Annotated in this window: 13 protein-coding genes; 3 read left to right on the top strand and 10 right to left on the bottom strand. The window is 67.2% G+C overall.

Annotation, left to right across the window (positions count from 1 at the left end):
• The first annotated feature begins 15 nt into the window (after positions 1–15).
• The gene (locus DWA33_RS06155; protein ID WP_114357287.1) at positions 16–1,536 is read left to right on the top strand and encodes a hypothetical protein; all 1,521 of its coding nucleotides are present in this window, start codon (positions 16–18) and stop codon (positions 1,534–1,536) included.
• Positions 1,537–1,571: 35 nt separating this feature from the next.
• On the opposite strand, the gene DWA33_RS06150 is transcribed toward DWA33_RS06155, so the two are convergent.
• The 5 genes from DWA33_RS06150 to thiD all read right to left on the bottom strand — a co-directional run bounded on the left by DWA33_RS06150 (position 1,572) and on the right by thiD (position 6,071).
• Positions 1,572–2,567 (bottom strand): threonine ammonia-lyase, encoded by a 996-nt coding sequence (locus tag DWA33_RS06150; RefSeq protein ID WP_114357211.1) that lies wholly within the window; start codon positions 2,565–2,567, stop codon positions 1,572–1,574.
• A gap of 47 nt (positions 2,568–2,614) precedes the next feature.
• Positions 2,615–3,670 (bottom strand): glycosyltransferase family 4 protein, encoded by a 1,056-nt coding sequence (locus DWA33_RS06145; protein ID WP_114357210.1) that lies wholly within the window; start codon positions 3,668–3,670, stop codon positions 2,615–2,617.
• Positions 3,670–4,467 (bottom strand): UDP-2,3-diacylglucosamine diphosphatase, encoded by a 798-nt coding sequence (locus DWA33_RS06140; RefSeq protein ID WP_114357209.1) that lies wholly within the window; start codon positions 4,465–4,467, stop codon positions 3,670–3,672. The genes DWA33_RS06145 and DWA33_RS06140 overlap by 1 nt, the downstream gene beginning before the upstream one ends.
• 54 nt (positions 4,468–4,521) lie before the next feature.
• Positions 4,522–5,178, bottom strand: a complete 657-nt coding sequence (locus DWA33_RS06135; protein WP_114357208.1) for a class I SAM-dependent methyltransferase — start codon at positions 5,176–5,178, stop codon at positions 4,522–4,524.
• A 92-nt stretch (positions 5,179–5,270) separates the two neighbouring features.
• On the bottom strand, positions 5,271–6,071 hold the full coding sequence (gene thiD / locus DWA33_RS06130) for a bifunctional hydroxymethylpyrimidine kinase/phosphomethylpyrimidine kinase (protein ID WP_114357207.1): 801 nt from the start codon (positions 6,069–6,071) through the stop codon (positions 5,271–5,273).
• Between the two features lie 138 nt (positions 6,072–6,209).
• Between thiD and DWA33_RS06125 the strand changes: the two genes are divergently transcribed.
• The gene (locus DWA33_RS06125; protein ID WP_107345664.1) at positions 6,210–6,455 is read left to right on the top strand and encodes an Lrp/AsnC ligand binding domain-containing protein; all 246 of its coding nucleotides are present in this window, start codon (positions 6,210–6,212) and stop codon (positions 6,453–6,455) included.
• A gap of 7 nt (positions 6,456–6,462) precedes the next feature.
• On the opposite strand, the gene DWA33_RS06120 is transcribed toward DWA33_RS06125, so the two are convergent.
• The 4 genes from DWA33_RS06120 to DWA33_RS06105 all read right to left on the bottom strand — a co-directional run bounded on the left by DWA33_RS06120 (position 6,463) and on the right by DWA33_RS06105 (position 10,897).
• Positions 6,463–7,392, bottom strand: a complete 930-nt coding sequence (locus DWA33_RS06120) for a c-type cytochrome (protein ID WP_114357206.1) — start codon at positions 7,390–7,392, stop codon at positions 6,463–6,465.
• A gap of 39 nt (positions 7,393–7,431) precedes the next feature.
• Positions 7,432–7,881 carry a c-type cytochrome gene (locus tag DWA33_RS06115; protein ID WP_114357205.1) on the bottom strand — a complete coding sequence of 150 codons (450 nt, stop codon included), beginning with the start codon at positions 7,879–7,881 and terminating at the stop codon, positions 7,432–7,434.
• 112 nt (positions 7,882–7,993) lie between these two features.
• Positions 7,994–10,315, bottom strand: coding sequence for a xanthine dehydrogenase family protein molybdopterin-binding subunit (locus DWA33_RS06110; protein ID WP_114357204.1), 2,322 nt, complete (start codon positions 10,313–10,315; stop codon positions 7,994–7,996).
• Between the two features lie 297 nt (positions 10,316–10,612).
• Complete coding sequence (locus DWA33_RS06105) at positions 10,613–10,897, bottom strand: hypothetical protein (RefSeq protein WP_114357203.1); 285 nt, start codon at positions 10,895–10,897, stop codon at positions 10,613–10,615.
• A gap of 424 nt (positions 10,898–11,321) precedes the next feature.
• Here DWA33_RS06105 and DWA33_RS06100 point away from each other — a divergent pair, with 424 nt between their 5' ends.
• On the top strand, positions 11,322–13,127 hold the full coding sequence (locus tag DWA33_RS06100) for a carbamoyltransferase family protein (RefSeq protein WP_114357202.1): 1,806 nt from the start codon (positions 11,322–11,324) through the stop codon (positions 13,125–13,127).
• Here the strand turns inward: DWA33_RS06100 and murJ are convergent, their stop codons facing one another.
• On the bottom strand, positions 13,128–14,657 hold the full coding sequence (gene murJ, locus DWA33_RS06095) for a murein biosynthesis integral membrane protein MurJ (RefSeq protein WP_114357201.1): 1,530 nt from the start codon (positions 14,655–14,657) through the stop codon (positions 13,128–13,130).
• Between the last annotated feature and the right edge of the window lie 125 nt (positions 14,658–14,782).

Here is a 14,782-nt window from a genome sequence, read left to right as displayed (position 1 = left end):
TGCAACGAGTCCATGATGGCCGACGAAGCATTCGCCCTTTCGCCGATCTCCGCCCGACCGGCGATGCCGAGTGATGCGGACTATGACGCGATCCGCGAAGCCTTCATGGAGACTTCGCGCGGGCGCTGGTTTCTCACCGAATACGCCAAGCGCAACCGCAACGCCGACACCCGCATGGTGCTCGACGCGGTGGCGCGGATCGAACAGACCCTGGCCGCACAGAGGCAGGCGCAGGCCGACTCCGCGGTGGAAACGCTGGCGGCGCTGCGCGCAGTGATCGGCGAGGCGCGCGCCAACGTCGCCCGGGCGATCGCGGCGCTGGACGATACGGCCACCCTGGCGGCGGCGCATCGCGGCAGCCGGGCGATCAGCGAGGTCGCCGCCACGTTGCGGGAATGCGGCGCCGATCCCCGGATCTGTGATCTACTCGACCAGCAGGTCACAGCGATCGACGGAGGTCACCGTCTGGTCGCCGCGATCGATCGCGCGACGATCGAGACGGCGTTCGACCGGATGCTACAGCACGTCGCGGCAATCTCCGGGGCAACGGCCGAAGCGCCGGCGACGGCTGCGGCGGCTACCGGTACGACGGCCAGCGATACGGCGCCCACCGATACGGCGACAACCGATAGGGCGCCCACTGAAACGGTAACCACCGAAACGCCAACCACCGAAACGGCTGCTCCCCCCGCAACCACCATGATGGCCCCGGCCGCCGAGGAGCAGCAGCCGGCCCCGGAGGCCACTGCCGCACAGCCGCCTCTTGCACAGCCACCCGCCTCGCCTCCGCCGTTCGCCGAACAACAGGCTGCCGATCCCGTCGCGTCGGCCCCGGCCGAAGCCGCGTTTACGACGGTGACCGGCGTTGCGGCGGACGAACTCGAATTCGTCGAATCGGCCGAGGACGCAGCGGCAGCTCTTCCGGCGGTCGACGACCAGGACGTCGAGACAGCGGCGGCCATCGGCCGGATCGCCGGGCACAGCGACGCCGAGAACCTGCTCGACGAGGTGGTGGCGCTGGACGCCGAAGATTCGCAGGACGATGCGGTGCTCGATCTGGTCGCCCGTGAGATGTCGGCGCCCGACGTCTCGGCGCCGTATCGGCCCGAGGACGACGCCTACGCGGCGGCGGCGGCGAGCACTGCCGAGGAAATCGAATCCGACATCGCAGCGCTGCAACAGGCGCTGAGCGAAGAGATCGCGGTCTCACCGGAGCCGATGGCGATCGACGATGCGCCGGCGTCCGCCGCCGAAGCGTTCGGCGCTGCGCCGGAGCCTGAACCGGTGTTCGACGCGGTCGGCGGGATTGGTGAAGCCGCGCCCGCGGTGGCGATGGCCGAGCCGATCGCCATCCATGCGGCGGCTGCGCCGGTGGCGATCGCCACTGCGGCCGTCGCCGAGGAGATTGCACCGACTTCGCTCGGCGCCGCGGCGATCGCCAGCGGCGCGGTAGCGGCTCCGCCGCCGATCCGCAGCGACGCGCTGGTGCCGATCCGGCGGATGAGCCAGGCCGAGAAGATCGCGTTCTTCTCGTAACAGGCGCTCTCGCAGCGCCCCCGGACGCGAAACGATCAGGCGATCAGCCGGGCGAACAGATCGGCATCGACATTGCCGCCCGACAGCACGATCGCCACGGTCTTGCCGCGCACCTCGAGCTTGCCGGCCAGCAGCGCCGCCAGCGCCACCGCGCCGCCCGGCTCCACCACCAGCTTCAATTCACGGAACGCGAACCCGACCGCACGACCGACCTCGGCGTCGGACACCGCGACGCCGCCGGCGAGCAGCAGCCGGTTGATCGCGAAGGTGACCTCGCCCGGGATCGCCATCATCAGCGCATCGCAGATGGTGCGGCCGCCGGCCGGATTCGATTCGCGCCGGCCCGCCACCAGCGAGCGGGCATGATCGTCGAAGCCTTCCGGCTCGGCCGACATCGCCAGCGCCTGCGGAAACCGTGCCTTGACGGCCAGCGCGGTGCCGGCGACCAGCCCGCCGCCCGAGGCCGGCGCGACCACCAGATCCGGCGCAATGCCCAGCGCGGCAAGATCCTCGGCAATCTCGCGGCCGACCGTCCCCTGCCCGGCGATCACCATCGGATCGTCGAACGGCCGCACCAGCGTCGCGCCGCTGCGCCCGGCGATATCGCGGGCGATCGCCTCGCGGTCTTCGCGGTCGCGATCGTACAGCACCACCTCGGCGCCGTAGCCCGCGGTGCGCTCCCGCTTCGAAGCCGGTGCGTCCGACGGCATCACAATGGTGGCGCGAACGCCGAGCAGCTGCGCCGCCGCCGCAACGCCTTGGGCGTGGTTGCCGGAGCTGAACCCGACCACGCCGGCGCGCCGGAGCTCCGGCGAAAGTGACGCCAGCTTGTTGTAGGCGCCGCGAAACTTGAACGAGCCGGTGCGCTGCAGGACTTCCGGCTTGAGGAAGATCCGGCCGCCGGTGGCGGCGTCGAGCGCCGGCGAACTGAGCAGCGGCGTGCGCACCGCGACCGGCGCGAGCACCTCGGCGGCCGCATCGATATCGGCGACGGAAACGGGCAACACAGGGGAGTCGGTCATGCCGGCCATCTAACGCGCCGCGGCGCGCGTCGACAAGGTGCGATGCGACTTTCGGCTCAGGCGACCAGACGGTGCGGTTTGACGCCTTGCGGATCGGCACGGGTCGCATCCAGCATCGACACGCTGCGGACGTTGTGGATGAAAGCCTGCGCCGAGGCTTCCCAGGTGTGATCGGCGGCAAACGCCAGGCAGGCGTCGCGTGAGACTTCCAAGGCGCCGAGGCACGCCGCGCGCAGATCGTCGTCGAGCACGCCGGCCGGCGAGTCGCCGATCACATCGCGTGGCCCGGTCACCGGGTAGGCGGCGACCGGTACGCCGCTGGCGAGCGCCTCGAGCAGCACCAGGCCGTAGGTGTCGGTCTTGCTGGGGAACACGAACACGTCGGCGGCGGCATAGACCTGCGCCAGCGCCTCGCCCTGCTTGGCGCCGAGAAACACCGCATTCGGGAAGTCGCGTTCCAGCGTCGCGCGCGCCGGGCCGTCGCCGACCACCACCTTGGTGCCGGGCAGATCGAGCGACAGGAACGCCTCGAGGTTCTTCTCGACCGCGACCCGGCCGACCGACAGAAACACCGGCCGCGGCAGCCCGAGATCGGCGCCTTCACGCGGATGAAACAGATGGCCGTCGACGCCGCGCGGCCACAGCACCACGTTGCGGAAGCCGCGGCCGCGCAGCTCGTCGGCCAGCGCCGGCGTCGCCGCCATCACGGCATGGCTGGCGCCGTGAAACCGGCGCAGCAGCGACCACACCCAGGACTCCGGGATCGGCGCCCGCGCCGATACGTATTCCGGAAAACGCGTGTGAAAGCTGGTGGTGAAACGCAGCCCGCGCTTGCGGCAATAACGCCGCGCCGCGAGCCCGATCGGGCCTTCGGTGGCGATATGGATGCAATCGGCATGCGCCGCGCCGATCAGCTGCGCGACCTTGATCGGGTTCGGGATCGCGATCCGCAGATCCGGATAGCTCGGCAGCGCCACGGTCGGAAAGGTCTCGGGCGTGAGAAACACGACATCGACGCCGAGCGACTTCGCCGCTTCGGCCATCATCGTCAGCGTCCGCACCACGCCGTTGACCTGTGGATGCCAAGCGTCGGTCGCGATCAGGATCCGCATCAGGCGGCCCGCGCCGCGACCGTCGGGACCGGCAGATTGCGCTTCAGCAGATCGGTCCAGGTGATGATCTCGAACCGGCCGTCCTCGTGCTCGGCGAGCGCCGTGCAGCTTTCGACCCAGTCGCCGCAGTTCATGTAGTTGATGCCGTGGAAGTCGCGGATCGCGGCGGTGTGGATGTGGCCGCAGATCACCCCATCGGTGCCGTGGCGGCGGGCCTCCTGCGCCAGCGTCTCTTCGAACGCGCCGATGTAGTTCACCGCGTTCTTGACCTTGTGCTTGGCCCATTGCGACAGCGACCAATACGGCACGCCGAACCAGCGGCGGAACGCGTTGACGATGCGGTTGAGCCGGATCGCGAGGTCGTAGGCCTTGTCGCCGACATGGGCGAGCCACTTGGCGTTCTGCACCACGAGATCGAAAATGTCGCCGTGGATCACCAAGTAGCGGCGGCCGTCGGCACCGGTATGGATCGCGTTCTCGACGACCTCGATGCCGCCGAAATGCGTGCCGTAATAATTCCGCAGGAACTCGTCGTGGTTACCCGGTACGTAGATCACCCGCGCGCCCTTGCGGACCTTGCGCAGCAGTTTCTGCACGAAATCGTTGTGCGACTGCGGCCAGTACCAGCTCGATTTCAGCGCCCAACCGTCGACGATGTCGCCGACCAGGTAGATGGTATCGGCATCGTGAACGCGAAGGAAGTCGAGCAGCAGGTTGGTCTGCGATCCTCTCGCCCCGAGATGGACGTCGGAAATGAACAGAGTGCGAAAGCGCCGTTCCGGACCGTCATCGCTCATCGGTCGTGTCCCATCCAAGGCCGCCCGCGAGCGGCAACGTCTCGAGTCCGGTCTTCAGGCCGCCATCGGCGTGCCAGTCCGCTCGAAACACACCAGCGTGTAGATGCCGAACGGCTTCAGCTTGCGCCGCTCGACCAGGATCGCGTCGGAGGTGGCCTGTGCCCAGGCCTGCAGCCGCGCGAACGGAAACTCCGGACGCAGACCCAGCGCGCGGGTCTTCTGCGCCGCCCAGCGCTCGACCGCAGCCGCAACGCCGACTTCAGAGTACAAATGATTGACCAGGATGATGCGCCCGCCCGGCTTCACCACGCGATGGCACTCCGACAGCACCCGCTCGGGATTGGCGACCAGCGTGATGACGAACTGCGCCACGACGCAGTCGAACGTCGCGTCGTCGAATTCCATCGCGTGCGCATCCATCTGGCGCACGTCCTTGACCCACGGATAGCGACCGGACGCCATCTTGGCGCGCGCCTTCTCAAGCATCGGTTCGCACAAATCGATACCGGTGATCTCGGTCGAGGCGTCGTAATCGTCGAACGACAATCCGGTGCCGACACCGACTTCGAGAATTTTTCCGCCGAGCGCACGCGCTTCTGCAGCCGCAGCGCGCCGTCCCTTTACCATCACCGGTCCGCACACTGCGTCGTAGATCGGAGCCCAGCGGGCGTAGGCGGTTTCAATCAGGGACTTGTCGAGATCGGGCGTCATCGGTTCCGTTCGAATCGTAAATTACTTACGAATTCGGATTATCAGCCGAGTACGACGACTGGACGACAGCGCACGCCGGGCCGGTTAGGGCCTTAGTCGAAGCCGTGGAAATGATGGATCGGGCCGTGACCGTGCCCGACCGACAGCCGATCGGCCGCGGCGATCGCGGCGCTGACCCATTGCTTGGCATCGGCCACAGCGGCCTGCAATGACTGGCCTTTGGCGAGATTGGCGGCGATCGCTGAGGACAGCGAGCAGCCGGTACCATGCGTGTTGTTGGTCGAGATCCGCGGGGCGGCGAGCGCCTGCACCTCGGTTCCAACAAACAGGTAATCGGTGCTGGTCGGCCCGGTCCCATGCCCCCCTTTAATCAGCACCGCTTCGCAGCCGAGCGCGAGCAGGCGCCGGCCCTGGTGTTCGATCGCCGCAGGCTCGGCGGCGACCGGTTCGTCGAGCAGCGCGGCGGCTTCGGGCAGGTTCGGCGTGATGATCCGCGCGCGCGGGATCAGCGCGGTGCGCAGTGCCTCGACGCAGTCGTCGGCGATCAGGCGGTCGCCCGAGGTCGCGACCATCACCGGATCGAGCACCACATTGGCGGCGTGCCAGCGGTCGAGCCCCTCGGCGATCGCCGCGATCACGCCGCGCTGCGCCACCATGCCGATCTTGGTGGCGGCCACAGCGAGATCGCTGAACACCGCGTCGATCTGCGCGGTGACGAAATCGGCCGGCACGTCATGGATGGCGGTGACGCCGCGGGTGTTCTGCGCGGTCAGCGCAGTGATCACCGAGGCGCCGTAGACCCGGTTCGCCGAGAACGATTTGAGATCGGCCTGAATGCCGGCGCCGCCTCCCGAGTCGGAGCCGGCGATGGTGAGTGCGATCGGAATGGCCATCAACGTGCTCGATTTGATTGTGGGCGGCCCGGCAGCCCTGGTGCGGTCGTAGCGCGCCCGCACCGCAGCGGCAAGAGCTTGCGCCGACAGGGTGTTTTGGGCTTGATGGCGCAAAGCAAGCTGCCGGAGAGACTCGCGATGGTGCCGTTTTTCGTCCAGATCAAATGCCAGCTCGGCCAGTCCTATGCCGTCGCCAACGCGATCGCCGAAGCCGAGATCGCGTCGGAAATCTATTCCACGGCCGGCGACTACGACCTGCTGGTGAAATTCTACGTCGACCGTTCCACCGACATCGGCCATTTCGTCGCCGACAAGGTCCAGGTGATCCCCGGCATCAAGGACACCCACACCATCATCACCTTCAAGGCGTTCGGCCCGAAGTGATCGCGGGTCACTCGGCCTTCGCCTTGCGCGGCGGTCGCGCCGGTCCCTGCACGGCAGGCAGCGACTTGATATAGACCGCGATCGCCTCGCGATCCGCCTTGCCGAGCTGCGAGGTGTTGCGGATCACCTGCGCCATCGAGCCGCCGGCGCTGTCGCCTTCGGGTGTCAGGCCGGTCTCGAGGAAGTAGGCCAGATCGCTCTCGCTCCAGTCGGAAAGGCCCTTCTGGGTGATGTTCGGCACCCAGCCCTTGCCTTCCGGATTGGGGCCGCCGGCGAAGCGCTGCGACGCCACGATGCCGCCGAGCACATTCCGCGGGCTGTGGCACTCCGCACAATGGCCGAAGCTGTTCACCAGATACGCCCCGCGATTCCACTGCGCCGATTGCGCCGGGTCCGGCGTGAACGTCGCGTCGTCGAAGAACAGCAGCTTCCACAGCCCGACTGCTCGGCGAATGTTGAACGGAAACGCCAGCTCGTTCGGCGGCGCCCGGCCGGCCACCGCGGGCAGCGTCTTGATGAAGGCGAACAGGTCGCGGACGTCGTCGAGCCGCGCATGCGCATAGGACGGATACGGAAAGGCCGGATAGAGATGCACGCCGCCGGGCGCGGTGCCGCGCAGCACCGCGCTGACGAATTCGGCCTCGCTCCATGCGCCGATGCCGTCGTTCGGATCGGGCGAGATGTTCGGCACGTGGAACGTGCCGAACTCGGAGGTCAGTGCCAGGCCCCCGCCGAGCCGGGTGCGATCATCCTGCTTCGGCGTGGCGTGGCATTCGGCGCAGCCGCCGGCGTAGAACACGGTGCGGCCGTTCTCCAGATTGGCGGTGCGCTGCGGCAGCCGGTCGGCCGATATCGTGCTCGGCATCGTCAGCAGCCAGAAGGCGGCAACGCCAATGATCGCCGCGATCAGAATCACGGCTCCGATTGTCCTGGCCACGGCGATCTCCGCTGCCGGCGGCGCTCGAGCGCCGCGCGATTAGCCTTCCTTCTCGCGGAAGTTCTCGTGACAGCTTCCGCACGCCTTGCCGATCGGCTGCATCGCCGCCTTCAGCGTGTCGACGTCCTTGATCTTGGCCTTGGCGCCGTCGACCGCCTTGGCGAAGTCGGCGATCTCGGCGTCGAACTTGGCGCGCTCGGTCCAGATCTTCGGCGACGAGCTGTACTTGCTGTCGAACGGCTTCAGGCCCTTGGCGCTGTCCGGAAACAGCTTGGGAAGTTCCTTCGCAGTCTCGTCGAACTGCTTCAGCGCGGCGTCGACCGCGGCCTGGTCGTAGGGCTTGTCGCCCTTGGCCATGGCGCCGAGGACCATCATGTTCCGGCCGTTGTCCTTCATCAGTTTCTGGGTCTTGTCGACCAGATCCTGCTGCGCCATCACGGCGCTCGCCGTCAGCACCAGCGCTCCGGCCACGATCACAGTTCGCAACATCACGATATCCTCCCGCTTGGTTGTCAACTCGGTGACGGGCCGCCGGTTCAGCGTCCCGTTGCTTCGGCGGCTTGACGCCGCTCTTGTCGATTGGATTGGAGTTCCGACCGGCTCACAGCCGGTGCCGGCGCTCGTGTTCGCGGATCGCCATCCACACCCGCTCCGGCGTTGCCGGCATGTCGATGTGGTCGATCCGGTACTCCCGCCACAGCGCGTCGAGGATCGCGTTCATCACCGCCGGGCAGGAGCCGATCGCGCCGGCCTCGCCGGCTCCCTTCACGCCCATCGGATTGGTGGCGCACGGCACGTTGTGGGTCTCGAACGTGATCGGCGTGGCGTCGGCGGCGCGCGGCAGTGCGTAGTCCATGAACGAGCCGGTGACGAGCTGGCCGTCTTCGGCATTGTACACCGCCTGCTCCATCAGGGCCTGGCCGATGCCCTGGATGGTGCCGCCGTGGACCTGGCCGGCGAGCAGCAGAGGGTTGAGCGTCACGCCGAAATCGTCGACGATCACGTAGTTGACGATCCTGATCTTGCCGGTCGCCGGATCGAGCTCGATCTCGACCAGATGCGTGCCGTTCGGATAGGTGCCGTCGGCGCTGGCGAACGCAGCGCTGGCGTTGAGCTTGGCCGGATCGACGTCGGGCCGCTTGGCGAGATCGGCGAAGCTGATCGCGCGATCGGTACCGGCGATGCGTATCGTGCCGTCGCTGATTTCGAGATCGCCGGCGCTGGTCTCGAGCGCATCGGCCGCGATCTCGCGAAGCTGCTCACCGAGCCGATGGGTGGCGCGCTGCACGCTGACGCCGCCGGACGGGATCGAGGCCGAACCGCCGGTGCCGAGCCCGGTCGCGATCCGGTCGGTGTCGCCCTGCACCACGCGCACCCGCTCCTGCGGCACGCCGAACTGCTCGGCGACGATCTGCGCGTAGGCGGTCTGATGGCCCTGCCCGCTCGACTGCGTGCCGATCAGCACGGTGATGTCGCCGTCCGGATCGAGCACCACCTTGGCGGTTTCCTCGCCCATGGTGCCGCAGACCTCGACATAGGATGCGAGCCCGATGCCGCGAACCAGCCCCTGCTTCTTGGCGGCCTTGGCGCGCTTGCCGAACTCCTTCCAGTCGCCGATCTCCATCGCGCGCTTCAGATGCGCGGCGAAGTCACCGGAATCGTACACCTTGCCGGTCGCGGTCTTGTAGGGGAGCTTGCGCGGCGGGATGAAATTCTTGCGCCGGATCGCATCCGGCGACATCGACAGTTTGCGCGCGCAGGCATCGACCAGACGTTCGACCACGTAAGCCGCCTCAGGCCGACCCGCGCCGCGATAGGCATCGACCGGGACGGTGTGGGTGAACACGGTCCGGATACGGCAGTGGAACGCCTGGATGTCGTACAGCCCCGGCAGCATGCCGGCGCCGCCGTAAGGGATGTACGGGCCGAAGGTCGACAGATAGGCGCCGACGTCGCCGATCAGATCGACGTCCATGCCGAGAAACCTGCCATCCTCGGCCAGCGCCATCCGCGCGGTGGTGACGTTGTCGCGGCCTTGCGAGTCGCCGATGAAGTGATCGCCGCGATCGGCGGTCCACCTCACGGTCCTGCGCAGTTTCTTCGCCGCCACCGCGAGCAGCGCGTATTCGCGATACGGAAACAGTTTGGTGCCGAAGCCGCCGCCGACATCCGGACAGACCACCCGCATGTTCTCGACCGGAATCTTCAGCACGGTCTGGCACAGGATGTCGCGCAGCCGGTGACTGCCCTGGCTGCCGACCGTCAGCGTGAAGTGATCGCGCTTGGCATCGTATTCGCAGACCGCCGCGCGGGTCTCCATGTAGTTGGTGACGATGCGCGGATTGACGATCCGGATCTCGGCGACCGCATGCGCTTTCGCGAACGCCTCGTCGGTCGCTTTCTTGTCGCCGATGCCGGCGTCGAACAGCACATTGCCGGCGTGATCGGGCCACACCTGCGGCGCACCGGGCTCGACGGCCCGCGCGGCCCCGATCGCCGCCGGCAGCGGCGACCACTCCACCGCGATCGCCTCCAGCGCATCGCGGGCATGGGCGATCGTGTCGGCGACCACGAACGCAACCGCGTCGCCGACATGACGAACCTCGTCGCGCGCCAGGATCGGATAGTCCGGCCCCTTGAACGGCTTGTCGGGCAGATTGAACAGGCACGGCAGGCCGCCGAGATCGGCGACGTCGTCCGCCGTCAGGATCGTCAGCACGCCGGGGAGCGCGCTTGCCGCGGTGACATCCAACTTGAAGGTGGCATGGGCGTGCGGCGAGCGCAGCACCAGAGCGTGCACCGAGGACTGCGGTGCGTAGTCGTCGGTGTAACGGCCTTTGCCGCGGATCAAGGGATCGTCTTCCTTGCGCAGCACGCTCTGGCCGACGCCGAACTTGGTGGGAGCCAACTTGGTTGGAACCATGGGTCGTCACCTCCGATGCGATCGGACGCCATCTTGCAGTGGATCGGTGACGGGAGCAACGCGCCGGCGGGCGGATCGCGTTGAAACACCGGAATATGACGCGGTCGGAGCCGCCCTACTCATCTGCCGGACAGCGCCATCCGGCTCGCCGCGCGACCAAGGCGGGCAGCCGGAGCGAGGCCGCCAACAAAAAGCCGCCAAAAAAACAGGCGCATCGGTCACCCGATGCGCCTGTCGAATTGCACGTGCCGCCACTTGCCGAACTGCGTCAGGCGTTGCCGCCCGACCAAATCGAGCTCAGTAGCAGATCACCCGGCCATAGACCGGATTGAACACGCAGCCGCCGTAGAAGCCGCGCCCACGGCCACGATAGTAGCCACGACCACGACCGCGGCCCCGATAGTAGCCGCGCCCACGGCCGCGGCCGCGGCCACGCCCGCGTTGGGCCTCGGCCTTGCTGGTGCTGGCGGTGAGGAACAACGCCGAGGTGCCGACGAGGCTGAAGCCGTAGATGGCCATCAACGTCGCAGCGGCGAGAACGCGCGTCAGTCCCTTGCGTGGCTTGGAAGCAGTCTGAGCCATTGAGTTTCTCCCAGTCGTTGGCACTTACCGTCATGCCCGGTTGTTGGTGCCCCACGTCGCGCTGACGGTTCAAATGCTCAGGGCAGATTGTGCCGAGTGAGTGGATTGCACTGCCAAGCTTATGATCAGGCAGCGGTTTTGGTCAAGCCGCGAGCAGATCGGATGCGGCTCGACCGAGCCAACCAGTAGGAGTGAAAGTTGTTCCTCCCATGGCCGAACGGTGCACTCCCGGCAGAGTGCAGTGCGGCACGAGCCGATTCTTGCAGATGCTGCGCAATGTCGCGCGGGAGTGCCTCGGCAATGTCCAACTTCGACGCGCAGGCTATACTGGATTCAGATGAACCGCATCCCGATGCGGACCGACTGTCAGATGAGACGCCCTCGCCTTGTCCGCGGCTCCGCCGCGCGTTCAGAAAAGCAGCCCATGCCCCGTCAGCACACCTACATCCTCGGCCTCAACACCTATGATCACGACGTCAGCGCCTGTCTGCTCCGTGACGGCGAGATCGCCTTCGGCATCGCCAAAGAGCGCATCACCCGCGAGAAGCACGCGTCGGGCTTCTACAAGGAAGTGGTCGACTACTGCCTGAACGCCGAAGGCATCACCATGGCCGACGTCGATCTGGTGGTGCGCAATTGCTACATCCTGCCGGTGCCGGAGATGGAGGATCGACTGATCTTCCAGGACATGCCTGGGTTCCTGCCGGAGTACGAACGCGGCGAAGCCACCAAACATCCGCTGTTCCGCAACCACACCAACAAGGTCGCGACGATCTCGCACCACCTCGCGCACGCCTACAGCGCGTTCGCGCCGTGTCCGTTCGAGGAAGGCGTGGTGATGATCGTCGACGGCGTCGGCAGCTATCGGGCCGATGTCGACGAACAGTTCCCCGGCGACCAGGGCTCGCCGCTCGCGCGTGAATCCGAGAGCTACTACAAGTTCAGCGGCACCAAGCTGGAATGCCTGAAGAAGGTCTGGATGGAGCCGGAGCGCGGCTTCCTCAGCGACGAGTTCTACAACATGCCGGGCCTGGGCGCGTATTACAGCCGCGCCTCGACCTACGTGTTCGGCGACTGGAACAAATGCGGCGAGCTGATGGGACTGGCACCATACGGCCGCCCCGGCGCGATGCCGCCGATGCTGCAATTCGAGAACAACAAGCTCACCGTGCCGCGCTGGACGCCCGAGCTGAACCAGCCCTACATCATGGACAGCGCCGGCAAGTGGGAAGACAACCCCTCGATGCGGCATTGGGAAGACCTCGCCTGGCGGGTGCAGGACGATACCGAGCGCGTGCTGCTGGAGCGCGCCCGCTGGCTGCGCGAGACCACCGGCGCCAAGAACCTGTGCATCGCCGGCGGCGTGGCGCTGAACTGCGTCGCCAACGGCCGGATCGCACGCGAAGCCGGCTTCGACAACGTCTGGATCCAGCCGGCCGCCGGTGACGACGGCATCGCGATCGGCTGTGCCTATTACGGCCATCTGGTGATCCAGCAGAAGCCGCGCGGCTTCGAGATGAAGCACGCTTACATCGGCCGGCCGTATTCGGACGCCGAGGTCGAGGACGCCACCAAGCGGTTCTTCGTCAAGCCGCAGGTCAACGTCGTACGGAGCAGCGAGGTCTACAAGCAGACTGCACGGCTGCTCGCCGACCAGAAGGTGATCGGCTGGTTCCAGAGCCGCTCCGAATTCGGCCCGCGCGCGCTCGGCCACCGCAGCCTGCTCGCCGACCCGCGCAAAGCCGAGATGAAGGACATCCTCAACAGCCGGGTGAAGCACCGCCAGCCGTTCCGCCCGTTCGCGCCGATCGTGCTGAAGGAGCGCGCCGACGAGATCTTCGAGGGCAAGGGCGACTCGCCGTTCATGCTGATGGCTAAACCAGTGGCGCCGGCGTGGCGCGACAAGATTCCGGCGGTGGTCCACGTCGACGGCTCGGCGCGGGTGCAGACGGTGGACGAGGAGACCGCGCCCGACTTGTACTACATCCTGAAGGAGTTCGAAGCGCTGACCGGCGTGCCGGTGCTGGTCAACACCTCGTTCAACATCAAGGGCGAGCCGATCGTCGAGACGCCGCGCGACGCGATGGCCTGCTTCCTCACGACGGGGATCGACCATCTGGTGATGCACGACACCATCGTGTCGAAGAACAAGGCGCACCGCTTCATCAATCCGGTGCTGCAGGTGTATTCCGACGTCACCAATCTGGTGCGATCGACCACCGCGGCGTGATCAGCCGCGCAGCAGCCGCTTGATCGCTCGCGGCCCGAACAGGACCAGCAATGCGGCGCCGTAGGAGACGGCGCCGACACCGATCAGCAGCCCCAGCGCCGCCTCGCTGCGCAGCGCCGGGAGCTGCGCCAGATAGGGGGCGGAGAACCACGCGGCCAGCCACAGCCCGGCGGCGAGCACGAGGCCGGTGACGGCGAATTTGACCACGGCGCGGACCAGCTCGCGATCGAACGCGAAATAGCCGGCGCGGACCGAGAAGCCGAGCACCAGCAGCAGATTGATCCAGGTGCCGGCGGCGGTGGCGAGCGCGAGGCCGACCTGAGCGAGCGGGCCCATCAGCAGGAATTTCAGCACCACGTTGACGCCGATGCCGATCAGCGCCGCCTTGACCGGCGTCGCGGTGTCCTTGCGGGCGTAGAACGGCGCCACCGCGCTGCGGATCATCACCGCGGGGACCAGCGCCGCCGCATAGGCCGCCAGCGTCGCGCCGGCCGCCAGCGCATCGGCGCTGGAGAATGCGCCGCGGGCGAACAGCGCCCGCATGATCACGTCCGGTACCGTCAGGAACGCCGCGACGAACGGCACCGAGAACAGCAGCGCGAATTCGAAGGCGCGGCGCTGCGACGCCCTCGCCCCAGCATCGTCGCCGGCGGTGAGCTGCCGCGACATCTCCGGCAGCAGCACGGTGCCGATTGCGATGCCGATCACGCCGATCGGCAACTGGTACAGCCGGTCGGCGTAGTACAGCGCCGACAGCGCTCCGACCGGCAGGAACGTGGCGATGATGGTATCGGCGAACATCGCGATCTGGGTGCCCATCGAGCCGACCGTCGCCGGGCCGAGCGCGCGGAAGAACCCGCGAACGTCCTCGTCGAGCTTCGGCCTGGCGAACCGCGGCAGGCCGCCGTGCAGCGACAGGTCGCCGGCAAGCAGGAAGTACTGCAGCACACCGGAAATCAGTACGCCCCAGGCGGCGGCATGGCCGGCGCTCGGGAACAACGCGGCGAGCGCCAGCGTCGCCATCATCGAGATGTTGAGGAAGATCGAGGCGGCTGCCGCGGAGGCGAAGCGCTGCATCACGTTGAGGATGCCGCCATACAGCGTCACCAGCGTGATCAGCAAGAGATACGGAAAGGTGATCCGCGTCAGCTCGATCGCCAGCGCGCGCTGCGCCGGATCGTCGGTGAAGCCCGGCGCCAGGATGCTCATCATCTGCGGCATGAAGGCGAGCGCGACGGCGAGCAGCACCAGTTGCGAAACGAACAGCAGCGTGAAGATGCGGTCGGCGAACAGCTTCGCCGAGGCCTCGCCCTTCTCGCCGTGGACGTGCGCATAGGCCGGCACGAAGGCGGCGTTGAACGCGCCCTCGGCGAAGATCGCCCGGAAATGATTGGGCAGCCGCAGCGCGACGAAGAACGCATCCGCCATCGGACCGGCGCCGAGGATCGCCGCCAGGATGATGTCGCGAGCGAAACCGGTCAAACGCGACAGCAAAGTGAAGCCGCCGACGGTGAAGATGCGCTTGAGCATGGGGCGCTTCTACAGGAAGTCGCGACACCGCAAAACAGGAATGGCTGGCTGCGGTCCTCTCACACGGGAGTCATTCCGAGGCGCGCCTGTCAGGGCGCGAACCCGGAATCCCGATGTGGCGAAGG

Source organism: Rhodopseudomonas pentothenatexigens, from assembly GCF_900218015.1.
Lineage (GTDB): Bacteria > Pseudomonadota > Alphaproteobacteria > Rhizobiales > Xanthobacteraceae > Rhodopseudomonas > Rhodopseudomonas pentothenatexigens.
The sequence above is the reverse complement of the archived record's forward strand: the minus strand, read 5'-3'. Positions and strand labels throughout refer to the sequence as shown.